Source organism: Streptomyces griseorubiginosus (assembly GCF_036345115.1).
GTDB lineage: Bacteria > Actinomycetota > Actinomycetes > Streptomycetales > Streptomycetaceae > Streptomyces > Streptomyces griseorubiginosus_C.
In genome coordinates, this window is the sequence record NZ_CP107766.1 from 4,338,791 (window position 1) to 4,363,969 (window position 25,179).

Here is a 25,179-nt window from a genome sequence, read left to right on the forward strand (position 1 = left end):
GCTGGGCGTGGGGGGCTGGGGGCGGGCGGCGGTCAGGCCGCGTCGGCGGCCTCCATGCGCTCGCGCAGGCTGCGCGGGCGCATGTCCGTCCAGACCTCGGCGATCCGGGCCAGGCACTCCTCGCGCGTGCCCTCGGTGCCCTCGGTGCTCCAGCCGGCGGGCAGGTCGCGCTCGGCCCACCAGATCGAGTACTGGTCCTCGTCGTTGCGGACGACGCGGTAGGTGCGGTCGTCGGTCAGCTCGGTCGCCATGTCTGCTCCTTGGAAGGGTGGTCGGGCGGACGCCCGTGGCGGTTGGTGGTGCTGGTGGTGGGACTGGGGTGGTGCGGGCGGTGCGGGACGCGCACGGGGTGGGTGCGCGTGCTCAGGCGGCGGGCGGGGGCAGGAAGCCGTCGACGCGGACCCCGAGGCCCTTGGCGGCCGCCGCGTCGTGCACGGAGGCGGCGAGGGCCAGGTCGAGGACCCCGAGCCCGAACGGCGAGAAGACCGTCGTCCGGCCCGGGACGCGCACGAACTCGCGTTCACCGGTGAGCAGTTGGCCGATCGACGCGTCGATGAAGTCGCGGTTGCCGGTGAGCTGCTCCGCCAGGTGCGGCGAGGTGCGCTCGCGGCACACGTGGTCGGCGTCGTCGACGATGTTGTGGGCGCCGAGCAGCGCCTCGGGGTGCAGGTCGCGCAGCGAGACGTGCAGCACCAGGGAGCCCGGCCGCACCGCGTCGAGGCCGGTGTGCGGCACGCCTGCCGTGGTCGCGAAGGAGATCAGCGGGTGCGCGCCGAGGGCCTCGTCGAGCGAGTCGGCGTACCCGATACGCAGCCCGGGCGCGTCCACGGCGAGCCGGCCGGCGAAGTCCTCGGCGCGGGGTCGCGCCCGGTCGTACAGCGTGACCTCGGTCAACTCCGGCAGCACCGCCCGCAGATGGCGCAGGATCTCGTGGTTGATGACTCCGCAGCCGATCAGCGCGACACCCGTCGGGCGTCCGTCGCGGGTCAGCAGCTCGGCGGCGAGCGCGGCACTGGCCGCGGTGCGCCGGGCGGAGATCACCGAGGCCTCGACCAGCGCCTCGGGATGACCCGTGGCCAGCGAGTTGAGCAGGATCGCGGCGCTGGCGCGCTGGAGTCCCGACTCGATGTTCGCCGGGAACGACGAGATCCACTTCATGCCGGCCACCGGGCGGTCGCCGCCCCGGTAGGCCGGCAGGCCGATGATGCGGTCACGGTCGTGGCCGGGCCCGGGGAAGCGCAGGAAGACGGAGTGCGGGACCGCGGTCTGTCCCAGGGCATGCAGCCGGTAGGCCTCGGTGACGGTGCGGATGTTGTCCGCCTCGCGGCCGTCGAGAATGCTCTCGACATCGGCATGCCGGATGACGATCACGGGAATTCAGTCCTTCCAGAGATGGGAGACCTCACCGAAATTCCGGCGCACCCATTCGTCGCAGTAGATGGTGTCGAGGTAGCGGTCGCCGCCGTCCGGGAAGATGAGCACGCAGTTCGACCCGTCCGGAATGCGATCCGCGTATTTCCGCAGGGCCGCGACCGTCGCCCCGGACGAGCCGCCGGCCAGGATCGCCTCGCGGGCGACGAGCCGGCGGCAGGCGGCGACGCATTCGAGGTCGGAGATGTGGACGACGTCGTCGGCGGCCTCGGGGTCCATCAGCGGCGGCACCACGGAGGCGCCGTGCCCGGGGATGAGCCGTGCCGTCGACTCGAGTCCGAAGATCGCGCTGCCCAGGGCGTCGACGGCGACGACCGTGGTGTCGAGGCCTTCGTCGTGGATGTGGTCGGCGCAGCCCTTGAGGGTGCCGAAGGTCGAGACCGAGGCGAAGAGGTAGTCGACCCGGCCGTCCAGGGCGCGGGCTATCTCCCGCATGGTGACCTCGTGCGCGCGCGGGTTGAGGGGGTTGGCGTACTGGTTGGGCCAGAACGCGTTGGCGGTGCTCGCGACCAGCTCGCGCACCCTGCGCAGCCGGGCCGGCAGATACTCGCCGGTGGCCGTGTCGCGCTCGGTGATGACCTCGACCTCGGCGCCGAAGGCGTTGAGGACGGCGAGGTTCTGGCCGGTGGTCTTGCCGTCGACCACGCAGATGAAGCGGAGCCCGAAGTAGCGGCAGACCTGCGCGAGTCCGACAGCGAGATTGCCGGAACTGGACTCGACGACCACGGACTCGCCCGGCCTGAGTTCGCCGCTGCGCACCGCGTCGACGAGCATCCTCAGCGCCGACCGGTCCTTGATGCTGCCGCCCGGGTTGAATCGCTCGACCTTGGCGTAGACCTTGGACCCGAAGCCGGGCAGCAGGTTTTCCATGTGGACCAGCGGGGTGTTCCCGATGGTCGACAGAATTCCTGAGTACGGTTTCTCGGGCACGATTGTCCCTTCGTGGCAGGCACTGTCGGAGTTCCTTCGACCTGACCTTCGAATTCTGTGCGGGACCCCTATACAGCCCCTATACGGCGCGGACCGGCCACGGGCACGCAAAAGGGAGCCGGGGCACGCCCGTCGCGGCGTGCCCCGGCTCCCTGTTCCTGCCGTCAGCGGGTGCGGGACCCCGGTCCTGCGGGCACCTGCTCGGGCTGCGTCAGGTCCGGCGCGGTGACCGCGTCCGGGGCCACGGGCACGGGAGCGGGCTCGTCGTCGCTGCCCTCCAGGCTGACGCCCGGCAGCCAGCGCAGGGCGCGCGGCATCGCCCAGGTGGCGTCGCCGAACATGCTCAGCGCGGCCGGCAGCAGCACTCCGCGCACGATCGTGGCGTCGATGAGGACGGCCGTCGCGAGTCCGACGCCCACCATCTTGAAGTCGATGGCGGAGAGCGTGGCGAAGACCGAGAACACCGCGACCATCACGGCGGCGGCGCTGGTGACGACGCCCGCGCTCTTGGTGATGCCCTCCACCACGGCCTGCTTGGTGGACAGGCCCCGGCCCCGGTACTCGCGCACCCGGCTGAGGATGAACACGTGGTAGTCCATGCTCAGCCCGAAGAGGGTGACGAACATGAACAGCGGCAGCCAGCTGACCACCGCGCCGTACGAGCGGAAGTCGAGGAGCGAGGACAGGTGCCCGTCCTGGAAGACCAGGGTCAGGACGCCGTAGGACGCGCCGATCGACAGCAGGTTGAGGACGATCGACACGATCGGGATCACCAGCGACCGGAAGGCGGCCGCGAGCAGCACGAACGCGAGCAGGATCACGAAGCCGAAGACCCAGGGGGCGCTGCTGTCCAGCGCCGAGTTGAAGTCCTCCTGCTTGGCGGTGTCGCCGGCGACCGCGTACTCCAGGCCGTCGACCTCGCCGAGGGAGGCGGGCAGTGCCTTGTCGCGCAGTTCCTTCAGTGCGGCCACGGACTCGGCGTTCTTGCCGTCACCGGCCAGCGGCACCCGTACCACCATGAGCTTGCCGCCGGGGATCAGGCTGGCCTCGACGGGCTCCTTCAGCTTGCCGCCGCTGTCGGCGACCTGCTCCTTGAGCGTGCCGATCGCGGACTTGACCGCGGCCCCGTCCAGGTCCGTGCCGCGCACCACGACCTCGGCGGGCTGCGTGTCCACCGGGAACGCCTTCTCCACCCGCTCGAGGGCCTGCAACGCCGGTACGTCGGTGGGCAGTCGGTGCTTGAGGTCCGGGTCGGACAGCTTCAGGCCGAGCGCGGGTACGGCGAGCAGGGCCAGGGCCAGCGCGCCGACGGCGGCCCAGACGACGGGGGCCTTGACGACCTGGCGCACCACGGCGCCCCACACCCGGGAGTCCTTGACCACGGTGCGGCGGGCGCCGAGCCACGGCACCTTCCAGCGGTCGACGCGCTCGCCGAGCCAGGACAGCAGGGCGGGCAGCGCGGTGATCGCGCCGAGCATGGCGATGCCGACGACCGCGATGGTGCCGACGGTCATGCCGGTGAAGGTCTCGATGCCGGTGAAGAAGAGACCGGCGAGCGCGACCATGACGGTGAGCCCGGAGACCACGACCGCCTTGCCGGAGGTGCGGCCCGCGATGATGAGGGCGGTGTCGTTGTCGTGTCCGGCGGCCCGCTCCTCGCGGGCCCGGCGCAGGTAGAACAGCGAGTAGTCGACGCCCACGGCCATGCCGATCAGGAGCACCACCGAGGGGGTGGAGTCGCCGATCGCGATCCACTTGCCGAAGAACGTCAGGAAGCCCATCGCGGCCACGACGGAGACCAGCGAGATCAGGACCGGCAGGCCGGCCGAGACGAGCGAGCCGAAGACGACGGCCAGGATCACCACGGTGAGCGGGATGGACAGCAGCTCGGCGCGGAGGAAGTCGTCGTCCTGGATCTTGTCGATCGCCTGGCTGACGCTGACCTTGCCGGTCTGCGTGATGCCCACGGCCGGGTGCTCCTTCGCCTGTTCGGCGACGGCCTTCTCCATCGGCTCCATCGAGTAGCCGGTCACGGAGAACCGGACGAGCAGCGAACGCCCGTCCTCGGAGACCAGCTTCCCGGCCGCCTCTGGGCTGTCGGTCGGCGCGACGACGTCCGAGGCCCAGTTGGCGCCGGTCTCGTCCTTGCCGAGTCCGCGCAGCGCCTGCGCGACGTCCTTGGCGGCCTGCTGCATCCGGGGGTTGTCGGCGTAGGCGGGGTCGCCCGCCTTGGCCTCGATCAGCACGTTCTCCTGCGGCGGCGAGAACACGGCCGCGTCGTCCAGCATCTTCTGGGCACGGCCCGTCTCACCCGGCGCGTGCTCGTCGAGGCTGGTGGAACCCAGGCCCGCACCGATCGCGATGATGAGGACAACCAGACCCAGCCAGCCGAAGGCTGCCCGTTTCCGATTTCGGACACTCCAGTGGGTGACCCGTTCGACCAACGGCCGTCGGCCGGCCCCGGTTGCCTGATTCATGTTGATGACCTCGTCGGTAGGGGTGGTGGGCACACGTTGGCAGCGCCTTCTCATAAGCGGCCTATATTCCGAGGCCACAGGGGGTGGGGGGACCGCGCTCACCAGTCGTCGTACTGGGCGTCACCCAGGCTCAGCAGTTCCGCGAGCTCGTCGCCCGTGGTCAGCGGAATGCGCGGGACGACCGCCGTGGGCTCGTCCACCGCCGCCTCGATCATGCGGGTGTAGACCGTGACGAACCGCTCGACGGTCTCCTGGTCGAACAGTTCGTCGGCGTAGCGCAGGACGACCGTCAACCCGTCCGCGCTGCTGCGCAGTTCGACGTTGAAGTCGAACTGGCCCTCCATGTGCGGAAGGTCGAGGAGCGACAGCCGCAGTCCCCCGTACGTGGCCGGTTCCGCCGCACCGACCAGTCCGGGGACCGGCAGCCGGTCGGTCGCGAGGAGCGTCACGGCCATGGCGAACCGGGGTACGGGGACGGGGTGCCGCAGGCGGGCGAGGCCGGCGAGCAGGCCCAGGTGGGCCTCGCTCACGGTGTCGCCGATGGTGGTGTCCGCGGCGAACCGGGCACGCAGCGCGAGGGAGTTGACGAGATAGCCGACCATGTCGGCGGTGCCCTTGCCGATCCTGCTGGAGGCGGGGCAGCCGATGAGGAAGTCGTCGAGCCCGGTGCAGCGGTGCACGGCGGCCTGGAAGGCACCGAGCAGCAGCGCGAAGGGCGTCACCCGGGCGTGCGCGGCCGCGTCGGGCAGCCGGGCGGCGAGGGCCGGGGCGAGCGGGTGGACGTAGGTCGTACCGCGCAGTGCCGCGGGGCCGTCGGCGGGCCGGTCGGGGGTCAGGGTCGCGGCGGTGGTGCCCTGGCCGAGCCCGGCCCAGTACTGCTCGGCGCGGGCGCGGGCTTGGCTTCCGGCAAGGGCCCGTTCCTGGTCGACGTACCGGCTGTACGGGACGGTGGCCGGGGGCAGCGGCGCGCCGCCGGCGGCGTACGCGTCGAGGAGGTCGCGCAGCATCAGCCACTGGCTGGTGGCGTCGCTCGCGATGTGGTGGGCGGCCACCACGAGGGCCGCGTCCGCGGGCCCGCGGCGCAGCAGCACCACCCGGAACGGCCAGGCGCCGGACAGCGCGAAGGGCCGGGCGCCGGCCTCGCGGGCCAGCGCGGTCAGCTCCTCGTCGGTGCCGCCGGGCACCTCGCGCACCTCGAACGGCACGGGCAGGCCGGGCGCGGGCCGGCGCACCGGCTGCCCGTCCTCCTCCTCGTACACCGAGCTCAGCAGTTCATGGCGGCCGGCGAGGGCGGCCACGGCACGGCGCAGGGTCTCCGGGTCGAGCGGGCTGTGCACGCGCACCCCGAGGACCACGTTGTACGCGGCGCTGCCGGGAGCGAGCCGGTGCAGGAACCACATGGCCTTCTGGCCCTCGGAGAGCGGGAGTGCGGTGGTCACCGCCTGGCCAGCTCTTCCGTGAGGTGGGCGGTGATCGCGTCGACGGTCGGGTGGTCCCAGGCCATGGTCGGTTCGACGAGGAGCCCGAAGTGGTCCTCGACGTCACCGCACAGGGTGAGCGCGTAGACCGAGTCGAGGCCGATGTCGACCAGCGGCGCGCCCTCGTCGATCTCCTCGCGGGGGCACTCCAGGTAGAAGGCGATCCGCTCGACGAGCCAGCCGCGGATGTCGGCGGCGGGGTGGGTGTCGGGTGCGGTGGGGCCGGTGGACGCGATGGACATGGCTGAACTCCCGTGGGACGGCTGCCCGCTCAGGCGAGCGGGGCGCGGACGAGGTCGAAGGTGAGGTGCTCTGCGTGCCGGTGGAGCAGCTCCGAGTGGAGCTCCTCGGCCGCGTCCCGGGGCGGCGGCCCCGGCTTCAGGCCGAGGCGGTCGGCGAGCCGGTGCAGGGCGCAGATCACCCAGGCCGGATCGCGGTGCGGGCCGGTGCCGTGCCGCCACACGCCGAGGCACGCGGCGGCGGCGAGCACGTGCGCGTACCGGTCGGCGAGCAGGAACCCGCGGCGCGAGGCGAGAACCGTGCGGTCCCGGGGCCGCAGTTCGGCGGCGCGGCGCGCGATGCCCCGCAGTTCGCCGGCGAACAGACGGGCCAGGGCGTCGACCCGGGGGTCGTCGTACTCGGCGTCGGTGACGGCGCTGCTGAGGGTGTCCTGGCCGCGCGAGTTGAGTTCCAGCCGTGCGAGGTCCAGGGGCGGCAGCGGGTCGCCGGGGCGGAACAGCGCGGCGGGGGCCGCGGCACCGGGCCGGAACCAGCCGCGGTCCGCGAGCCGCGACAGCTGCGGCACGATCGTGGCCTGGCAGACGGCGCCGCCCGCGTGCGCGAGGGACACCACGGGCAGGTCGCGGGCGGCCTTCTGGAAGACGGCGTACGGGCCGGTACGTACGTGGCTGCGGGCGCCGAGCAGCACCGCGAGCCGGTACGAGGACTCCTGGAGCAGCTTGGGCACCAGGTACTTCACGGCGGCGGACTGCACGCTGGTCTCGCCCGGCAGCAGGTGCAGCGAGCGGGCGCCGACCGTGGCCAGGGCGTCGCTCACCAGCAGGTCGGCGAAGGCCCCCACCAACGTGGCGCGCGGGTACGGCAGTTCGGCGACGGGGCGGCCGTACAGGCGCCGCTCCAGCCCGAAGCCGAGGACGGCCCGCAACTGGGTGTCGCCGACGCCGACGACCATGCCGGGCAGCACGCTGCGGGTCACCTGGAAGACGCGCAGCACGGTCTCCATGGCATCGCCGGGTGCGCCGAGCACGGAGTCGGCGGGCACCGGGCAGTCGTCGAACTCGATGCCGCCGAGCAGGCAGCCGCGGACGCCCGACGTCGGGTAGCGGACGTCACGGCGCACCGCTCCGGCGGGCAGCCGGTCGAGGTCGACCAGGAGGTGGGAGTGGCTGCGGCTGCCCGGTTCGTCGCGGGTGCGGGCGAACACCACGGCGGCCTCGGCCCGCGAGACGTTGTTGACGAGCTGCTTGCCGCCCCGCAGCCGCAGACCCTCGGGTGCGGGGGTGGCGGTGAGTCCGACGCGGGAGAAGTCGCTGCCGTGGGCGAGTTCGGTGTACGCGGCGACGATACGGCCGCCCGAGAGCAGCAGGTCGGCGGCCCGCCGCTGCTGTGCGGCGGAGCCCGACGCCCAGACGGGCAGCCCGGCGATGAAGCTGGTGACGCCGTAGCCGATGCCGAGGGAGCAGTCGCGCCGGAAGACGGTGCGCATGAGGTGCGCGAGCCCGTCGGCCTGCGTGAAGCGGCCGCCCAGGGCGCGTGGCACGAACTCGGCGTTGAGGCCGTGTCCGGTGAGCAGCCGCTCGCCCTCGGCGGACAGTTCGGCGCGCTCGTCCGCGGCGAGCACCGCGGCGGTGCCCAGTGGGTTCTCGGGGTCACCGGCGGGTCCGACGAGGTGTTCGAGGGCGGCGGCGCGCACCCGGTGGTCCGGGTCGGCGGCGGTCGGCGCGGGCGTCCGCCCGGCCGCGTATGTGATCGTCTCGCTCATGACCCCTCCTGGGCCGGACGGCCCGCGGCCTCGGCCAGTTCGCAGTGCAGCAGCGAGAACAGCAGTCCTTCACGGTGCTGTCGGCGCAGCGTCGGCAGCAGTCGGTCCAGCGCGGGACCGTCCACGTCGTCGAGATCGGGTTCGCCGCTCAACTGCCGCAGCAGCCGGGTGAGTACGGCCTCCAGCCAGCCGCGGTCGGACCAGCGCCCGGCGGGGTTCTCCAGCCACAGGTGCAGGGCGGCCGAGGCGGCGTAGAGCAGCGTGTAGTCGCGGGCGAGCGCGAAAGCGTGTTCGGGCACGTCCCGGGCGGAGGGCCGGTGGGCGGCGAGTTCGTCGTGCAGTTCCCCGGCCAGCACGAGCAGCCGCCCGGCCTGCGCGGCGACGGCGCTGTCCGGTTCCCGCTCACGGATGCGCGCTACGGCGGCCGGCAGCGCCTGTACGACACTGCAACCGGACCGGGCGTACAGGGTCAGGGCGTCCGGGTCGAGCGCGGGGGGCGGTGCGTCGAGCCGGGCGGAGGCCGCGACGCCCGCCGGGTCGGTGTGCCCGCCGCGCCAGCCGCGCACGAGGACCGGGAACTGGTTGATGAGGTAGTTGAGGTTGACGACGGTGCTGCCGTCGAAGATGCCGACGATGCCGTGGTCGCGTTCGATCTTCTGGAAGGTGCCCTCGGCGTGGTCGGCGACGAGCATGGCGCGCGCTCCGAGGACCTGCCTCAGGCCGGCGATCAGCTGGTCGCCGACCGTCGGGACCAGGTACTTCACGACGGCCGACACGGCGCTCTGTTCCCCGGTGAGGGTGTGGATGCCGCGGGTGGCGACCAGGCTGACGGCCTCGACGGCGAGCAGGTCGGCGTAGGCCTCGGCGAGGGTGCGGCCGGCCTGCGGGAGATCGGCGAGCCGTCGCCCGTACAGCTCGTGCCGCTCGGCGAAACCGACCGCGATGCCCAGGGCCTGTCCGGCCATGCCGAGCGTCATCGCGGAACAGAGCGTGCGGGTGATCTGGAAGCCCTTGAGGATGATCTCGAGACCCGCGCCCTCGGCGCCGATCAGTGCCGCGGCGGGGATCTCGGCGCCCGTGAAGGCGATACCGCTGATGTCGGCGCCGCGCACCCCATGGGTGGGCAGGGCCGGTACCGGGTGCCAACTCCCCTCGGCCAGCCGCGACTTGTCGACGAGGAAGAGGCTGAAGCCGCGGGCGCCACCGGCCGGGTCGGTGCGGGCGAGGACGGTCACCAGGTCGGCCCGGGTGGCGTTGTTGATCAGCCACTTCTCGCCGTCGAGCCGGTAACCGCCCAAGTGGGTGCGTTCGGCGGTCAGTTCACCGGCCAGCAGGTCGCTGCCGTGCGCCTGCTCGGTCAGCGCGAGGGAGACCACCGCGCCGTCCCTGACCCGCCCGGCCAGCCAGGCCGCCTGCTCAGGGGCGCCGCCCACCCAGACCGAGACCGCGCCCAGATACGTCTTGGTGTGCGCGAGCGCGACGGTGAAGTCGCGGCGGCCCAGGGTGCGGATGATCTGCAACAGCTCCTCGCTGGAGCGCAGTTCACCGCCCAGGTGCGCGGGCACGAACCACTTCGGCAGGCCGAGCGCGTCGAGCTGCCGGCACACCTCGGCAGGGAAGGCCTCCGCCCGGTCCAGCGCGCCGAGCCGGGCGAAGGAGAACGCCAGGGCCGCGTCGTGCGGATCGCCGAGCCGGCCCTCCAGCTCCTCGGTGAGCCCGTAGGGGGACCACTCGGGTGCCGTGGTCGCTGTCGTGGCCGCGGTGGTCACCGGCTGTCCGCCTTCCGGGTCCGGGGCGCACCGGCGTGCGCCAGCGCGTCCTGGAGGTAGAGCTCCCGCATGAGGGTGCGCTGGATCTTGCCGCTGGTGGTGCGCCGCACCTCGCCGACCCGCACCAGGGCCACGGCGCCGACCCTGACCCCGAGGCGCCGGCCCAGCCGGACCCGCGCACTGGCCGCCAGGTGCCCCAGTTCGTCCTCGCCCCGGCGGCCCGCCCGTACTTCCTGGGTGACGACGATCTCCTCGTGGGGGCCCTGCGGGACCGCGAAGGCGGCGGCCGGAAGGTTCCCGAACTCCTCCTCCAGGGTGCCGATCTCCCGCTCGATGTCGTGCGGGTAGATGTTCCGTCCGTGCACGATGATCATTTCCTTGATCCGTCCGGTGACGTACAGCTCGCCGCCGAGGAGGGCGCCGAGGTCGCCGGTGCGCAGGAAGCCGCCGCCGAGCCCGGCCGCGGTGGCGCCGAAGGTGCGCCGGGTCTCGTCCTCGCGCCCCCAGTAGCCCTGCGCGACGCTCTCGCCGCGGATCCAGATCTCGCCGATCTCTCCGTCCGGGAGCACCCGGGCCGTCGCCGGGTCGACGATCCGCACCTCCAGGCCGCGCACGACGCCGCTGCTCACCAGCTGCTGTACGGCCCCGCCCGCGCCCGGCCCGGTGAGGTGTCCGGCGGCGAGTGCGGCGGCGTCCACAGCGGTGACCACCGGGGGTGTCTCCACCCGGGTGCCGGTCACGAACAGCGTCGACTCGGCCAGTCCGTAGCCGGGCAGCAGCGCCTCGGGGCGCAGCCCGGCCGGCGCGAAACGGGCGGCGAAGCGGGCCAGGGTCGCGGCGTCGACCGGTTCGGCGCCGTTGCAGGCGTGCGTCCAGCGGGACAGGTCGAGTCCGGCGACCTGCTCGTCGGTCAGCCGCCGCGCGCACAGGTCGTACGCGAAGTTCGGGGCACAGCTGATGGCGGCGCCGGTCCGGTCGATCAGCCGCAGCCAGGAGACGGGCCGCTTGAGGAAGTCGGTGGGCGGCATCAGGACCGCGGTGCCGCCGAGGTAGAGGGGCGTGAGCATCATCGCGATGAGCCCCATGTCGTGGTAGGCGGGCAGCCAGCTGCACCAGGTCTGCCCGCCGTGCCAGCCGTGACTGGTGCGCATCAGCTCGATGTTGTGGACCAGGGCCGCGTGGGAGACCACCACCCCCTTGGGCTCACTGGTCGAGCCGGAGGTGTACTGGATGAAGGCCGGCAGCCGCGGCAGGACGGCGGGCGGTGTCCAGCCGAGCACATCGGTGGCCACGGCCTGTTCGAGCGTCGCGTCGTCGAGGATCAGGCTCGCGCCGCTGTCGGCCTCGATGCCGTGGATGCGCGCCTGCTGCCTGCTGTGCCCGCCCTGCGCCGGTACGGGGACCGGGATCACTCCCGCGTACAGGGACCCGAGGAAGGCCCGGATGAATCCGGTGCCGGGATGGAAGGCGAGCAGCACGCGTTGGCCGGGGGCGGTACGGGCGGCGAGCCACTGGGCCACCGACCGGGCGGCGTCGTCCAGTTGGGCGTAACTGAGCAGCTCGTCGCTGGCGGCGTCCGCGGAGACGAACCGGACGGCGGTCCGGTCCGGATGCTCCGCGACCCGGCGCCGGAATCCGCTCACGTATCCGTCGAAGCAGATCACGTGCCACTCCCCCTTTGTTCGAAACCGGCTGGTGGGCCCACCCTCGCCGGTGCGGCTATCCCGGCCCTATACATGCGGGTCCGGCCGCGATCCGGTAGCGCAGCCGCAGATCGGCCACGCGGCCACGGTTGGTGGTCACCTTGCCTTCGACCTGGAGGCCTTCCGGTGTCTCGGTGATCTCGGCAGCGGCGAACACCCGGTCGCCCGGGTGCACGGGGTGGCGGAAGCGGCACCGGTCCAGGGCGGCCAGACCGACCTCGCGGGTGGGCCCCGCCCACTCCTGGACGGCCCGGTCGACCGCCTCGACGAGGTAGAGGCCGGGCAGCACCGGAAAGCCCGGGTAGTGGCCGGCGACGGTGGGATCCGCGGCGGCCTCGGCGACGGTGAAGGCGACAGCGGCGGAGTGCGCGGTGCGCCGCATGACGTCGAAGTCGGCGGCGTTGGCGACGGCTGGTGCACCGGTGGCGGTCATGGCGTTCCGTCCTGTGGGAGTGCAGGTGGGATTGGGGTGGGCGGGGTTCGGTGGTCGGGGGTCTTCGGGAGGCGGCCGGCGGGCAGGGGGTTCGGGTGGCGGTCGACGGGCGGGGAGGTCGAGAGGCGGCCGACGGGCAGGGGGGTCGGGAGGCGGCCGTCCGTCGGCCCGCACTGGCGGCCCTGAAGCAGGAGGCCGCCGTACGGCAGGGGGGAGGTGCCGGACGGCGGCCTGGTGGCTGCGGGGTGTGTCCCCGGCAGGCCGGAAGGGGGGTACCGGCCGTACGAGGGCCCGTGGCGCCGGGTGACCCCGGCGCCCGGTGTCAGCCGCAGCCGCCCGCGTGGCCGTCGTCGAACGACGGGCCGTGCGGGAGCCTTGCGTTCTCGCGGGGGCGGTCCGCGTCCCCGGCTTCCAGGGCCTCGCGGAGGCGGTCGGCTTCCAGCGCCTCGCGGGCGGCGGCCGCCGCCACGAAGTCCCGCAGCCGGTCGACGCCCCAGAACTTGTCGTAGTGGACGGTGAAGAACGGCACCCCGAACACCCCGTCGCGGTGCACCGCGAGCAGCGCCTCGAGCCCCTCCTGGCGCAGCTGGGGATCGTCGGACGCGCCCGCCAACTCGGCGCTGTCCATGCCGAGTTCCGGTCCGAAGAAGCCGATGACGGCCCGGTCGCAGATGTCCCGGCCCTCCTCCCACCGGGCCCGCGCGGCGAGCGCGACGAACTCCGCGCCCTTGCCGTGCCGCCGGGCGGCGAGGTACCCGAGGTGCGGCACCTCCCAGACCGGGTCCCGGTCGACGGGCCACCGGAAGCTCAGTCCGCGCGCGGCGGCGAGACGCCGTACGTCCTGGAGGATGTAGCGGTGCTTGGCCGCCGACATCACGGCGTAGGGGAACTCCCCGCCCGCCTCCTCCAGCATCGTGCGGCTCAGCTCGTCCGGCTCGCAGAACGGGATCCATTCCGTGCGCGCGGCCAGGTCCGGGTGCTCGTCGACGAGTTCGCGGTAGGCGAGCCAGGAGTACGGGCTGCGCAGCGAGAAGTAGAACCGCGGCGTCACCCGCTTGCGCCTCCCGGTGCTCACAGCGCGATGCCGCCGTCCACCTGGAACACCTGTCCGGTGACGTAGGAGGCCTGGTCGGAGACGAGGAAGGAGACGAGCGCGGCGACGTCGTCCGCCGTGCCGAAGCGGCCCAGCGGGATCCGCCCGAGCATCTCCTTGGTGACCTTCTCCGGCAGGACCGACGTCATGTCGGTGTCGATGAAGCCCGGGGCGACCGTGTTGGCGCGGATGGCGTACCGGCCGCCCTCCTTGGCGAGGGAGCGGGTGAAGCCGATGATGCCGGCCTTGGAGGCCGCGTAGTTGGTCTGTGCGGCGTTGCCCGCGACCCCGGCGACGGACGACAGGGTGACCAGCGCGCCACCGCGCCGTTTGATCATCGGGAAGATCACCGAACGGCAGACGTGGTACGTGCCGTCCAGGTTGGTCCGTATCACCGTGTCCCAGTCGTCGTCCGGCATCAGCACCAGCGGGTTGTCCCGGGTGATCCCGGCCGAGGTGACCGCGGCGGTGACCGGCCCGAACTCGTCCTCGACGCTCGTGACGAACGCCTTGACCTGCTCGCGGTCGGCGACGTCCACCTTGCGGGCGAACACCCTGCGGCCCCGCGCCGCGACCTCCTTCGCCACCAGGTCGGCGGCGGACTCGTCGGAGCGGTAGCAGAACGCGATGTCGTAGCCGTCGCTCGCGAGCCGGTTCACGACGGCGCGGCCGATCCCGCGCGAACCGCCGGTGACCAGAGCGACCTTCGCCGCACCGGTCCCGGCGGCCTCGGTGGCCTCGGTGGCCCGAGAAGTCTCAGCAGTCATGGTGATGCCCCCTCTCACACGGGCAGGCCCGCGGGCGCGGGCAGCAGTTCGGTGACGTCCTTCAGGGCGACGACGAACGCGCCGACGCTCAGCAGCCTGCGGCCGCCGACATGGGTCTCCCCGGCGAGGATCGCGGTGTCCCCGGCCTGCTTGAGCAGGCGTACGGAGTGTTCGAGGACCTCCCCCGGGTACGCCTGGCCGTCGAGGACCACGTCGTTGATGGCGCCGGCCAGTTCGACCTTGCCGGCGAGCACGTCCGGGTTGGGCTGCTCCCAGGTGGACAGGAGCACGGCGGACTGCGCCCACGACTCGATGACGAAGGCCGTCGGATACGCGTAGTCCGCGGGCGCCGCGTGCTGCCCGAGCTCCGCGTAGCAGGGCTCGTTGCCGGAGATCGCCTTGTACGTCGTCATGCGCGCGCCGGGCACGACCTCGCCGACCCGGTCGACCAGCAGGATCGGGACGCGGTGCGGGATGGTGTTCTTGATCCGGTGGATCCCGTGGAACCCACCGGTCCCGGCGGTCCCGGGACGTACCGCCTCGGGTGCGGACGCTGTCACTGGGCCTCTCCTTCGGGCGTCGGTGCCGTCGCCGCGAGGGTGCGGCGGTAGCGCAGTCTGATGTCGGCGACGGCTCCGGACACGGTGAGCGCGGACGCCTTGGCGGTCAGCAGCCCGCCCTCCTCGCTGATGTCGACCGTCACCGCGGTGGACACCTGGTCGCCGGGGAAGACCGGCCGGCGGAAGCGGCAGCGGTCCATGGCGACCAGTTCCAGGCCCGCGCCGAGACCGGCGCCGTCCGCCCACAGCCGGGCGGTGCGGTCGGCGGCCTCGACCAGGTACACGCCCGGCTGCACCGGGAAGCCCGGGTAGTGGCCGATGAGCACCGGGTCGTCCGGCTCGGCGACGAAGGCGGTGGTGGCGCCGGACGGCTCGTTGCGCAGCAGCTCCAGGCCGTCCGCGCCGAGCGCGCTGGCGCCGCTCACGCGGCCTTGCCCTTCTGCTTCAGCTTGCTGTCGAGCAGCTCGTAGGTGCCCTGGAGGGAGGTGATGGCGACGAGTTCGGACTCGGCCATCTTCACCGCGTACTCCCGCTCCAGGCGCACGGTGATCTCCAGGGCCATCAACGAGTCCACGTCGAGGTCGTCGACGAAGTGGGCCTCGTCGGTGACCTCCGCGGCGTCCAGGTCGAGGATCTCCGCGACCAGGACGCGCAGTTCCTCCTTGTCGAGGGTGTGGGTGGCGGTGGCGTCGCTGCTGACTGTCGTCTCGGTCATGGTCGTCTTCCGTTCGAGGATGCGTCGGGCTGGGGCGGCTGGTGCGGCGTACAGGGCCTGGGCGAGCAGGCGACGGGTGCGGTAGGCGCGGCGGCGGGCGGACGGCAGCACGGGGTTCAGACCCGCAGCAGCGTGCAGCCCACCTGGCCGTCCGGGTCGACGGAGGTGACCAGGGCCACCTCGCCGGGGCCGGTGACGCAGAGCGCGGCGGCCAGTTGGAAGGCGGCGGACGCGGCGGAGGCGTCGCCGATGAGCCGGCGCAGGCGCAGCCGACGGGGCCGGTGCGGGCCGAACACCTCGTTGAGGGCGGCCTCCTCGCGTCCGCCGAGGGCGCCGCCGGTGTCGCTCGGCAGGATCAGCGAGACGTCCTCGGGCTCCACGCCGGCCTCCTTGAGCGCCTCGGTGACGGCCCGTACGACGGCCTGCTGGGCGCCCTCCGGCTCCGGGAACCCGAGGAAGCGGCTGCCGAGCAGGGTGGCCAGCGGGCGGCGCCCGTACGACTCGGCTCGGCTGCGCGGTTCGAGGAGGAACAGCGCGCAGCCCTCGCCGAGCGGTCCCGCCGAGCGCCGGGCAGCGTCCTGCCTGCCGCGGTACTCCAGCCAGGCGCGGTCGGCCGAGTACTCCTCGACGGCGCCGCACAGCACGGCCTCGCAGTGGCCCTGCCGCAGCAGCCGTGACGCGTAGTTGAGGGCCAGCAGTCCGGTCAGCGCGCCGCCGGCCACCGTGGCGTTGGGGCCGCGCAGCGTGTGCCAGATGGCGCTCTGTCCGGCCGCCCGGTTCATCACCGTGTTGGGGAAGCGGGCCGGGTCCACGTGGAAGGGCTTCTCCCCGGTGAGGGAGTCACGGGTGAAGTCCATGATGCTCTGCACACTGCCGTGACCGGTGCCGAGCACCATGCCGATGTCGTCGGGCCGGTCCTCGGCGAGGCCGCCGCCGGCGGTCTCCAGGAGCATGCCCGTGGTGGCGACGGCGATGGCGGTGGCCCGGTCCATGGCCCGGGTGCCCTTGCGGCCGAGGACCGTGCGTACGTCGAACTCCGGTATCTCACCGGCGCGTCGGTACGGCCCCTGCCCGGACGCGGTCGTGGCGTCCCGGCCCGTGCGCACCCCGTCGGCGAACGCCTCGGCGCCGAGCCCGTAGGGCGACCCCGTGGACCATCCGGACACGACAAGACTGTCTGCGGTCATCGTCCCTCGCCCTTCAGCGCGTTGTCGGTGGTGCCGGCCCCGGCGGGCCCCCAGGCCCCGGCGGCGGCGTGCAGTTCGGCGCCGTCCACCCCGATGGTGTTGCCGCTGATCCAGGACGAGTGGGTGCGCGAGAGCACCGCGATCGCCTCGGCGACATCGTCGGGCCTGGTCAGCCGGCCGTGCGGGTTGTTCACCGCGGCGCGCGCGACATAGCCGGCGTGCTCGGGGATGGCCTGCAGGGCGGGGGTCAGCGTGACGCCGGCCCGCAGGGCGTTGACGGCGATGCCGTGCGGCGCCAACTCGCAGGCGAGCTGCCGGACATGGGCCTCCAGGGCGCTCTTGGCCGCGGAGACGGCGCCGTAGCTGGGCAGCGCCTGGACGACACCGGCGCTGGTCATGGCGTAGATCTTGGAACCGCTGCGCAGCAGTCCGGCCCGCTGCAGGTCCTGCGTCCAGTAGACGAGGCTGTGCGCCATGACGTCGAGGGTCATCTCCACCTGCCGGGAGGTGATCGGCCGCTCCCAGCCCTCGCGGGGCAGGAACGGCACGAGGGTGCCGAAGGCGAGGGAGTGCACCAGGATGCCGATGCCGCCGGTGGAGCCGGTCAGTTCGGCGATCTCCGGCACGAGCCGGTCGCGGGTGGCGCGGCTCGCGGCGTTCGCGTTGTGGAACGACACCTCGACGCCGTACCCGCGGATCTCCTCGACGAGTGCCGCGACCTCCTCGTCCCTGGCCGCGGTGTCGAAGTGCACCCCGACGACGTTGACCCCCTCGCGGGCCAGGCCGAGGCTGATGGCCCGGCCGATTCCGCTGGAGGCGCCGAGTACCAGGCACCAGCTGCCTTCAAGGGATTTCAGCATCAGGGGGTCCCCCGCTTCTGGGAAGTGTGCGACGTCGCGGAATCCCGGTACGGGTCCGGTCGGGTACGGACGAGTGCCAGCGCGGCGTGCCCCTCGCGCGTGGCGGCGGTCAGCAGCCGGGTGCCGGGCGGGCCGGTGAGCAGCCCGGCCAGCGCCTGTGCGGCGGCCAGACAGCCGGCCCCCGCCGGGGTCACGCGTCCGCTCGTGCCGACCGCCCGGTCCACGGCGGCGGCCACCGCCGAGGCGAACGGCGAGCCGTCCAGGACGTGGTGGACCTCCACGGTGGTGTCCAGGTCGGACAGCAGCCGGCGCACGGCCTCGGGAACCAGCTCGGCGGGCAGCTCCCGGCCCGGCGGGACGAACAGCGAGCGGGCGGCGACGGTGCCGCGGATGCGGGCTCCGCGCGCCTCGGCGGCGGCCCGCGGCTCCAGGGCCAGGGCGACGGCGCCCTGTTCGCCGTCACCGGCGGGGCTCTTGGGCAGCCGGTGCTCGGCCGCGCCGACCAGGAGCGTGTCGCAGCGGCCGGCCTCGAGGGCGCGGCCACCGGCCTCCACCGCTTCCAGGGCCGCGACCTTCGGACTCGCCATCGTCAACGCGAAGGCTTTCAGGCCGAGTTCGGCGGTGAGCCGGGAGCCGAGCAGGCTCACCGCGAAGAAGGGCGCCGTCGCGGGCGACAGTGCGGCCGCGCCGCTCTCCAGCGCGATCCGGCGGTCCATCGTGTCGAAGAGCTCGGCGAAACCGCCGTTGAGCGCGAGCGCGGCGCCTCTGCGGTCCGCGGGCACCGCGTCGGGGGTGCCGCCGTCGGCGACCGCGTCGCGGGCCGCGGCGAGGAGGTACTGGGCGGCGGCGGGCAGGTACTTGTAGCCGCGCGGCCCGAGCCGGACCCGGTGGTCGAACCAGTCGTCGTCCTCGGCCCCGGCCTCGGGGGCGACGCCCCCGATCCCCGTCACGGCCCACATGTTCCCGCTCATGCTTCCGCTCCTTCCAGGACCAGTGAGGAATTGCTGCCGCCGAACCCGTACGCGTTCACCAGGACCCGCCGGCGGCCGCGCGGCAGCGGCACCGGGGTGCGCTGCGGCAGCCACACCGCGCACGCGGGGTCCTGTTCGCGCAGCGGCACGTTGCGCGGGACGTGCCCCTCGCGCAGGATCAGCGCGCCCGCGACCGCGCCGAGCGCGGCCGAGGCCCCGCCCGCGTGGCCGAGCAGTGCCTTGAGGCTGTAGAGCGGCAGGTCGGGGGTCCGCTCGCCGAAGACCCGGTGCAGCGCCCGGCTCTCCACCTCGTCGCCGAGCCGCGTCCCGGTGCCGTGCGGGATGACGCAGCCGATGGCCCCGGCGCCGCCCGCGGGGCCGACGGCCTCGCGCATGGCCCGCACGATCTGCTCGCCGTCCTCGTGCGGCGCCGTCACATGGCCCGCGTCGCAGCTCCAGCCGGAGCCGGCCAGGGTCAGCCGGGCCTGGGCGCCGCGGGCGGCCGCGTGGGCGGCGGACTCGACGACGAGGATGCCCGCGCCCTCGGCGAAGACCGTGCCGGCCCGGTCGGTCTCGAAGGGCCGGCACCGGTCCGGGTCGACCGCGCCGAGCCGGTTGAAGCAGCCGAGCGCGACCCGCGAGTAGGCGTCAGATCCGCCGACGAGCAGCACGTCGGCCTCGCCCGCGCGGACCATGTCGTACGCCATGCCGAGCGCGTAGCCGCCGGCCGAGCAGGCGTTGCCGACGTCGTGGGCGACGCCCGCCAGGCCGAGCTGAGCGGCGGTCGCGGAGGCCAGCCGGAACGGCGCCGTCCATTCCGCTCCGCCCCGCCCGCGTTCGTTGAGACCGGGCTCGCCCATGCAGCTGCCGAGGACGACCGCCGCCTCGGACAGCCCGGTCAGGCCCGCGTCGGCGAGCGCTTCCCGGGCCGCCGCGACGGCGAACCGGGTGGCGCGCGCCGCCCGCAGGTCGGGGTCGGGCACCAGGTTGATCCGCGGCAGGTCCATCACGGCGAGCGGGTCGGCCGGCTCGTCCGGCCGGCGGACCCCGGCCGCCGTCATGGCACGCCACAGGGTGTCCGTCCCCCCGCCGTGGCAGGTGACGGCACCGATCCCGGTGACCACGACCTCGCCGGTCATGCCGCCTTGCCCTCCAGCGCCGCGTTCATGCGGTCGTCGAAGGAGACCAGGCTCCAGTCGCGGCGGTTCTCGATCACCGCGTAGCCGTGGGTGATCCGGCCGGTCGCGGTGTGCACCAGCGCCCCGTCACGGACGACGTAGGTGTCCATCCGGGAGGTGTAGGTGAAGCCCTTGAAGATCTCCTCGACGGTGAGGACCACGTACAGGTCCTCCTCCATGCGTGCCTCGTCGAGGACGGTGATGCGCGAGTGCGGGACGACGGGGATCCAGTTCTGCTCGTCGAGCAGGGTCTTGATGGAGACCCCGCGGTCGGCGACGAGCTGGTCCTTGGCCTCCTCCATCAGCCGCAGGTAGCCCGACATCTGGATGCGCTCGGTGAAGTGGCAGTACCAGTACGGGATCCGGAACTTCCAGGCGAAGGAGTTGGTGCCCGCCGTCAGCTCCTTGACGAGGTCCGCGGAGTCCGGGTTCACCTCGGGCGCGACCACGTCCCAGGCGGGGACCGCGGCCAGCTGCTCGACGGCGTAGGGGGCGAGGGACGCGGGCAGCGGCTCGTTGCCCCCGCCGCGCGGGTCGAGGCGCAGCTGGACGCGGACGGTGGAGGTCACGGCCTTGAGGAGGGTCTCGCGCTGGACGTGCAGCACCACCGACAGCAGCAGTTCGCCGTCCTTGGCCTTGCGGTGCGGCTTGACCTCGGCGTGCGCCACGTCGTCGATGTGGAAGGCGTGCAGGATGCGGGTGTCGATGTCGACGATGTCGGTGCACAGGCCGTACGTCTCGTACACCGTGCCCGGCAGGAGGCCGCTCTGGCGCAGATGGTTCAGCACGGCTTCCTCGACGAGGTAGTTGACGTGCTTGAAGCCGATCCAGGTGCAGATGTTGGAGCCCTCGTAGCGGGGCCGTATCTCCAGGGAGCTCGGCTCCCGGTGGGTGAAGGCGGTGCTGTTCGCGGTCACGTCAACTCCGGTACAGGGGAGGGCGGGCGGGTGGGATGGGAGGAAGCGGAAGAGGCGGGCGTCAGGGAGTGCAGGAAGCCGTGCACGGCCTCGGCGAACAGCTCGGGCTGCTCGGCCATCGGGAAGTGCCCGGACCGTTCGAAGACCCGCAGCCGCGCGTCCGGCAGCGCCCCCGCGAGGGCGCGGGCGTCCGCGGGCCGGGCCGCGAAGTCGTGCTCGCCGCCCACGACGAGGGTGGGCAGGCCGATGGCGGTGGTGTCCAGGAAGGGACTGCGCAGGTAGGCGTCGAAGAACCGCATCCAGCCGTACGGGCCGATCCGGTCACGCACCCGCAGCGCCATCGCCTCGCGCAGCTCGACGGGGATCCGGCCGTCCGAACCGACCCGCAGCCCCTCGTCGAGGATGCGCTGGAAGCCGTGCAGGTAGTGGACGGCGGTGTCCCACTCGAACTCCTCGGGCGTACTGCGGTGGAACGGTGACACCAGGACGGCCGCGCCCGGCCGCCCGGCGGGCCGCGAGACCAGCAGTTCCAGTACGGCGTTGGCGGCGAAGGAGTGCGCGATCAGCAGGTCGACCCGCCCCGGTACGGCGTCCAGCGCCCGGGCCACCCAGGGCACCGGGTCCGGGTCGTGGCTCCACCGGGTGTCGCCGTGGGCGGCCCAGGGAAGTTCGGCCTCCCACAACTCCAGTTCGCCCCCTGCCAGCTCGGTGAACCGCCGCCACACGGCGGTCGATCCGGCGAGGCCGTGCAGGAGCAGCACCCGCACGGGCCGCCGGGCGTCGTCGTGCGCCGCCCGGCGCAGCCGTACCCGCACGCTGCCTTCCCGGTCCTGGTCGGTGGTCATCACGCGCTCACCGCCGGGGTGAGGACGAGGGCCGCGGCCGCGTCGTCCTGGCCGGAGTCGCCGGTACCCGCGCTGGCGAGCACCACCGCGTCGGCCTCGGCCGCCGCGGCACCGGCCAGCCAGGCCGTGCCGGCCACGCACTGGAGCACACCGAGCGCCCCCGAGCTGGGCCCGAGCAGGTCGGACAGATCGTGTACGGCACCGGCCGGCACCGTCCCGAGACAGGCTCCGGGGGCCCGGATGCCCTCCGGGTGTTCGGGCACGCACCACAGGCCGACGGCGCGCGGTTCCTGTGCGCGTACCTCCGCGACGGCCCTGGTGTGCTCGGCCCGGCGTGCGTAGGGCCCGAGTTCGGCCAGTGGCCGCACCCCGCGCGCGGCCGCCGACGCGGCGGACTCGAGCACCAGGGCGGCCGCCCCGTCGAAGAAGGCGCCCTGCTCCGGGGTGAGATGGCGCACCGCCGGGTTGTCCGGCTCCACGCCCACCACGAGCACCCGCTCGACCCGGCCCGAACCGATCAGCAGCCGCGCCCAGTTGACCGCGTCGAGACCGGAGGTACGGCCGTTGCACAGGGTCAGGTTGGCGCCGCGCAGCCCGTGGGTGATGGCCAGCCAGGAGGCGACCACGTTGCTGGAGGTCGCGGGCAGCAGCATGGGGCTGGTGCCGAGGTAGGTGTCGCGGGCGATGGTCTCGACCGTCTCGCAGACGGTGTCGACGTTGCCGAAGTTGGTGCTGACGACGGTGCCGACGGACTCGCCGGGCACGGTCGAGGCGTTGTCCGCCCCGATCAGCCCGGCCGCGGCGAGCGCCTCCCGGCCCGCGACCATGGCGAGCTTGGTGGCCCGGTCCTTGTAGCGCAGGCCCCGGCCGGTGAGCCGGTCCACCGGGTCGAGGGGCTCCCCGGCGGGGCGCCGGTCGCCGAGCAGTTCCCCGGGGGTGTCGAGACCGCTGACGGCCGTACCGAGTCCGGTGACCACGACGCGTGTCGGGCTCACTGCTCCTCCTCCCGCACCGGGGCGGCGCCGTTCCCGCCGGCCGCTTCGTGCCTCCCGTACCGTTCGACGATCGCGACCGCGTTGAGCCCGCCGAAGCCGAAGGAGTCGATCTGGGCGATCCGCAGCTCCTCGTCGGGGCGTACCGCCTGCCCGCGCACCAGCCGGAATCCGGCCACCGACTCCACCGGGTCGTCGAGCCCGACGGTCGGCGGCACACTCCCGCGCCGCATCACGTCGACGGCCGCGACCAGGCTGTGCAGTCCGGACGCCCCGGCGGTGTGCCCGGTCATCGACTTGATGGCGGTCATGTACGGGGACGGCTCGACCCCGGCGAAGACCGAGCCGAGGGCCGCGGACTCCGCCTCGTCGTTGAGCGGGGTGCCCGTGCCGTGCAGCATCACCAGGTCGATGTCGGCGGAGCCGACCCCGGCCCGGCGGTGTGCCTCCCGCACGGCCGCGGCGATGTTCTTCGCCTCGGGCGCCGAGGGGTGATGGGCGTCGCAGTTGACCGCGACACCGCGCACCCGTGCGTGCACCGTGGCCCCGGGTCCGGGCCCGTCGGCCTCCCTGCGCAGTACGACGGCGACCGCGCCCTCGCCCTGCAGCATGCCGCGCCGGGCCCGGTCGAACGGCCGTACCCGGTCCGGGGCTTCGGGGTAGCAGCGGTCGAGCAGCCCGTACGTGCTCTCCGAGATGGTGTCCACGCCGGCCACCACGACCGTGTCGGCCTGCCCGAGGTCGAGCAGGTCGGTGGCGAGGGCCAGGGTGTAGAGCGAGGCGGAGCAGGCGTTGGCGACGGTGTGGGTGTCGGCGGCACCGAAGCGCCTGCGCAGCATGGTGCCGAAGTGCAAGTCCGCCGGCTCCACCGGTGTCCCGTCCCGCCAGGACAGCTCGACCGAGCGCAGCTCGCGCAGGGTCGTCCCGACCAGGACCGGCACCGACGACAGGTCGTCGCCGAGACCGGCGTCCCGCGCGGCCGCCGCGACGGCCTGCTCCAGCCAGCGGGTGGCACGCAGGGGTTCGTCGACGCCGGGGGCCGGCCGGTCGTCGATCTCGTAGGCGACCCGGGCGCGGAACTTGCTGCGGTCGTAGCCGCGCAGTCCGGCGAGACCGCTGCGGCCCGCCACCAGCGACTCGTAGATCTCGTCGGTGTCGGAACCGATGCTGGCGACGGCTCCCATCCCGGTCACGATCCAGCTCATGCCGCGCTCCGGTACTTGCCGAGGATGACCACCGCGTTGTTCCCACCGAAGGCGAGCGCGTTGTTCTGCACGATGTTCAGCTCGGCTTCGCGGGCCTCGTTGGGCACGCAGTCGACACCGCACTCGGGGTCGGTCTCCTGGTGGTTGACGGTCGGCGGGATGAATCCCTGGGTGAGGGCGACGGCGCAGGCCGCGGCGGCGACCGCGCTGGCCGCCCCCATGCTGTGGCCGATCATCGACTTGATGGAGACCGTCCGCGGCATGGCGTCGGCGCCGAAGATCTGCCGGATCGCGCCGGCCTCGGTGATGTCGTTGGCCCTGGTGCCGGTGCCGTGGGCGGAGACGAAGTCGATCTGGTCGGGCGTCACCCCCGCGTTGCGGTGGGCGATGTCGATGGTGCGGGCGATGCTGTCCCGGTCGGGTGCGACCGGGTGCAGGGCGTCGCAGGCGAGCCCGTACCCGAGCACCTCCGCGTAGATCCGGGCGCCCCGGGCGAGCGCGGAGTCCAGGCTCTCCAGCAGGAGGATCCCGGCCCCCTCCCCCGTGAGGATGCCCTTGCGGTCCTTGTCGAAGGGCTGACAGACCTCGGGGGCGATGGTGCCGAGCCGGTAGAAACCGGTGAAGGTCTTGCGGCACAGCGCGTCCGCCCCGCCCACCAGGGCGATGTCCACGTCGCCGCTGCGCAGGGCGTCGTAGCCGTAGCCGACCGCGTAGTTGCCCGCCGCGCAGGCGGTCGGGATCGTGACGGCCTCGACGTCCTCCAGGGCGAACTCCCTGACGATGCCGGAGGAGAGCCGGCCGGCCGGCACCCGGCGGGCGACCACCGGGTCGTACGACTCGGGACCGGTGGCGAGACCCGTCTCGACGAGCTGGTCGAGGTCGCGGGACTCGCCGTCCGTGGTGCCCACGGACACCAGGGAGCGCCGGGCCCGCACCTCGTCCACGGTCAGCCCCGCGTCCTCGATGGCCATCCGGGTGGCGGCGACGGAGAACTGGCTGGCCCGCCCGAGCTCCTCGGGGTCCACCCGGTGGATCCACCGCGCCGGGTCGAAGTCCGTGACCTCGCACCCGTTGGCGTAGTCGAACCCGGTGGTGTCGAATGCCGTGATCGGCTTGACTCCGCCGTGTCCTTCGCGGAGTCCGGTGGTGAACGCGTCGATACCGATGCCGATACTGGTGACGACGCCGAGCCCGGTGACGACCACCCTGCGGGGGGTGCCGTCCGTGCCTCGGATACCTGTGTTCATCGAAGCTCACCCTCTGGCTGACTCAGCCGACTGATCGGGGCAGGGCCGGAGCACTGCCGGTCAGCCGCGGGCGGAGGCCTCTTCGACGACGGTGTACACACCGACGAGGTTGACCATGCGGCTGAGCTCCGCCTGGTCGATCGTCACGTGCTGGGTGCGCTCGAGGGCGGCGAGGATCTCGATGGCGCGCAGCGAGTCCGCGTCGTGGTCCTCCTTGAACAGGCTGACCTCGGTGACCTCGTCCTCGTCGATCTCAAGGATGTCGCAGACGACCTCCTTGATGTCCTGCTTGCGTGCGGCGTCCAGTCCGGTGGTCGCGTTGGTCATGTCGACTCCCTGAAAGATCGGTGAGGATCCGGAGTCGTGCGACTCCGCCCATCCGTTCGGTGAGTCGATGGTGGGACGGGGCGCTATGCCGC

Annotated in this window: 25 protein-coding genes; all 25 read right to left on the bottom strand. The window is 73.2% G+C overall.

Annotated elements, in window-relative coordinates; all coding sequences use genetic code 11:
* Window positions 1-32: 32 nt before the first annotated feature.
* Window positions 33-251: an MbtH family protein gene (locus OHN19_RS19480; RefSeq protein ID WP_330265407.1), complete on the bottom strand. Its 219-nt coding sequence runs from the start codon at window positions 249-251 to the stop codon at window positions 33-35.
* A gap of 112 nt (window positions 252-363) precedes the next feature.
* Window positions 364-1,371, bottom strand: coding sequence for a 2,3-diaminopropionate biosynthesis protein SbnB (gene sbnB, locus OHN19_RS19485; protein ID WP_330265408.1), 1,008 nt, complete (start codon window positions 1,369-1,371; stop codon window positions 364-366).
* 6 nt (window positions 1,372-1,377) lie between these two features.
* Window positions 1,378-2,361 (bottom strand): 2,3-diaminopropionate biosynthesis protein SbnA, encoded by a 984-nt coding sequence (gene sbnA / locus OHN19_RS19490; RefSeq protein WP_330265409.1) that lies wholly within the window; start codon window positions 2,359-2,361, stop codon window positions 1,378-1,380.
* A 164-nt stretch (window positions 2,362-2,525) separates the two neighbouring features.
* Window positions 2,526-4,838 carry an MMPL family transporter gene (locus tag OHN19_RS19495; protein ID WP_330294118.1) on the bottom strand — a complete coding sequence of 771 codons (2,313 nt, stop codon included), beginning with the start codon at window positions 4,836-4,838 and terminating at the stop codon, window positions 2,526-2,528.
* Between the two features lie 98 nt (window positions 4,839-4,936).
* Window positions 4,937-6,277, bottom strand: coding sequence for a condensation domain-containing protein (locus tag OHN19_RS19500; protein WP_330265411.1), 1,341 nt, complete (start codon window positions 6,275-6,277; stop codon window positions 4,937-4,939).
* On the bottom strand, window positions 6,274-6,558 hold the full coding sequence (locus OHN19_RS19505; RefSeq protein WP_330265412.1) for an acyl carrier protein: 285 nt from the start codon (window positions 6,556-6,558) through the stop codon (window positions 6,274-6,276). The genes OHN19_RS19500 and OHN19_RS19505 overlap by 4 nt, the downstream gene beginning before the upstream one ends.
* Window positions 6,559-6,587: 29 nt before the next feature.
* Window positions 6,588-8,318, bottom strand: a complete 1,731-nt coding sequence (locus OHN19_RS19510; RefSeq protein ID WP_330265413.1) for an acyl-CoA dehydrogenase — start codon at window positions 8,316-8,318, stop codon at window positions 6,588-6,590.
* Window positions 8,315-10,087, bottom strand: coding sequence for an acyl-CoA dehydrogenase (locus tag OHN19_RS19515; RefSeq protein WP_330265414.1), 1,773 nt, complete (start codon window positions 10,085-10,087; stop codon window positions 8,315-8,317). Before OHN19_RS19515 ends, OHN19_RS19510 begins: the two co-directional genes overlap by 4 nt.
* On the bottom strand, window positions 10,084-11,751 hold the full coding sequence (locus tag OHN19_RS19520; RefSeq protein WP_330265415.1) for a fatty acyl-AMP ligase: 1,668 nt from the start codon (window positions 11,749-11,751) through the stop codon (window positions 10,084-10,086). The genes OHN19_RS19515 and OHN19_RS19520 overlap by 4 nt, the downstream gene beginning before the upstream one ends.
* A 55-nt stretch (window positions 11,752-11,806) precedes the next feature.
* The gene (locus tag OHN19_RS19525) at window positions 11,807-12,223 is read right to left on the bottom strand and encodes a hypothetical protein (RefSeq protein WP_330265416.1); all 417 of its coding nucleotides are present in this window, start codon (window positions 12,221-12,223) and stop codon (window positions 11,807-11,809) included.
* A 322-nt stretch (window positions 12,224-12,545) separates the two neighbouring features.
* The gene (locus tag OHN19_RS19530) at window positions 12,546-13,298 is read right to left on the bottom strand and encodes a 2-hydroxychromene-2-carboxylate isomerase (RefSeq protein WP_330265417.1); all 753 of its coding nucleotides are present in this window, start codon (window positions 13,296-13,298) and stop codon (window positions 12,546-12,548) included.
* Entirely contained in the window at window positions 13,295-14,083 is a 789-nt protein-coding gene (gene fabG, locus OHN19_RS19535; RefSeq protein ID WP_330265418.1) for a 3-oxoacyl-[acyl-carrier-protein] reductase, read from the bottom strand. The genes OHN19_RS19530 and fabG overlap by 4 nt, the downstream gene beginning before the upstream one ends.
* A gap of 14 nt (window positions 14,084-14,097) precedes the next feature.
* Window positions 14,098-14,643, bottom strand: a complete 546-nt coding sequence (locus OHN19_RS19540) for a 3-hydroxyacyl-ACP dehydratase (protein WP_330265419.1) — start codon at window positions 14,641-14,643, stop codon at window positions 14,098-14,100.
* Entirely contained in the window at window positions 14,640-15,068 is a 429-nt protein-coding gene (locus tag OHN19_RS19545) for a hypothetical protein (protein ID WP_330265420.1), read from the bottom strand. Before OHN19_RS19545 ends, OHN19_RS19540 begins: the two co-directional genes overlap by 4 nt.
* On the bottom strand, window positions 15,065-15,358 hold the full coding sequence (locus tag OHN19_RS19550; RefSeq protein WP_330265421.1) for an acyl carrier protein: 294 nt from the start codon (window positions 15,356-15,358) through the stop codon (window positions 15,065-15,067). Before OHN19_RS19550 ends, OHN19_RS19545 begins: the two co-directional genes overlap by 4 nt.
* A gap of 116 nt (window positions 15,359-15,474) precedes the next feature.
* Window positions 15,475-16,524: a beta-ketoacyl synthase N-terminal-like domain-containing protein gene (locus OHN19_RS19555; protein WP_330265422.1), complete on the bottom strand. Its 1,050-nt coding sequence runs from the start codon at window positions 16,522-16,524 to the stop codon at window positions 15,475-15,477.
* A 17-nt stretch (window positions 16,525-16,541) separates the two neighbouring features.
* A complete protein-coding gene (locus OHN19_RS19560; protein ID WP_330265423.1) occupies window positions 16,542-17,405 on the bottom strand; it encodes an SDR family oxidoreductase in 864 nt (287 codons plus the stop codon).
* The gene (locus OHN19_RS19565) at window positions 17,405-18,376 is read right to left on the bottom strand and encodes a beta-ketoacyl synthase N-terminal-like domain-containing protein (RefSeq protein ID WP_330265424.1); all 972 of its coding nucleotides are present in this window, start codon (window positions 18,374-18,376) and stop codon (window positions 17,405-17,407) included. Before OHN19_RS19565 ends, OHN19_RS19560 begins: the two co-directional genes overlap by 1 nt.
* Window positions 18,373-19,515, bottom strand: a complete 1,143-nt coding sequence (locus OHN19_RS19570) for a beta-ketoacyl synthase N-terminal-like domain-containing protein (protein WP_330265425.1) — start codon at window positions 19,513-19,515, stop codon at window positions 18,373-18,375. The genes OHN19_RS19565 and OHN19_RS19570 overlap by 4 nt, the downstream gene beginning before the upstream one ends.
* Entirely contained in the window at window positions 19,512-20,471 is a 960-nt protein-coding gene (locus tag OHN19_RS19575; RefSeq protein ID WP_330265426.1) for a hypothetical protein, read from the bottom strand. The genes OHN19_RS19570 and OHN19_RS19575 overlap by 4 nt, the downstream gene beginning before the upstream one ends.
* The gene (locus OHN19_RS19580) at window positions 20,468-21,316 is read right to left on the bottom strand and encodes an alpha/beta fold hydrolase (protein ID WP_330265427.1); all 849 of its coding nucleotides are present in this window, start codon (window positions 21,314-21,316) and stop codon (window positions 20,468-20,470) included. The genes OHN19_RS19575 and OHN19_RS19580 overlap by 4 nt, the downstream gene beginning before the upstream one ends.
* A complete protein-coding gene (locus tag OHN19_RS19585; protein ID WP_330265428.1) occupies window positions 21,316-22,311 on the bottom strand; it encodes a beta-ketoacyl synthase N-terminal-like domain-containing protein in 996 nt (331 codons plus the stop codon). The genes OHN19_RS19580 and OHN19_RS19585 overlap by 1 nt, the downstream gene beginning before the upstream one ends.
* Complete coding sequence (locus OHN19_RS19590) at window positions 22,308-23,513, bottom strand: beta-ketoacyl synthase N-terminal-like domain-containing protein (RefSeq protein WP_330265429.1); 1,206 nt, start codon at window positions 23,511-23,513, stop codon at window positions 22,308-22,310. Before OHN19_RS19590 ends, OHN19_RS19585 begins: the two co-directional genes overlap by 4 nt.
* The gene (locus tag OHN19_RS19595; protein WP_330265430.1) at window positions 23,510-24,760 is read right to left on the bottom strand and encodes a beta-ketoacyl-[acyl-carrier-protein] synthase family protein; all 1,251 of its coding nucleotides are present in this window, start codon (window positions 24,758-24,760) and stop codon (window positions 23,510-23,512) included. Before OHN19_RS19595 ends, OHN19_RS19590 begins: the two co-directional genes overlap by 4 nt.
* 60 nt (window positions 24,761-24,820) lie before the next feature.
* Window positions 24,821-25,087, bottom strand: coding sequence for an acyl carrier protein (locus OHN19_RS19600; protein ID WP_330265431.1), 267 nt, complete (start codon window positions 25,085-25,087; stop codon window positions 24,821-24,823).
* Between the last annotated feature and the right edge of the window lie 92 nt (window positions 25,088-25,179).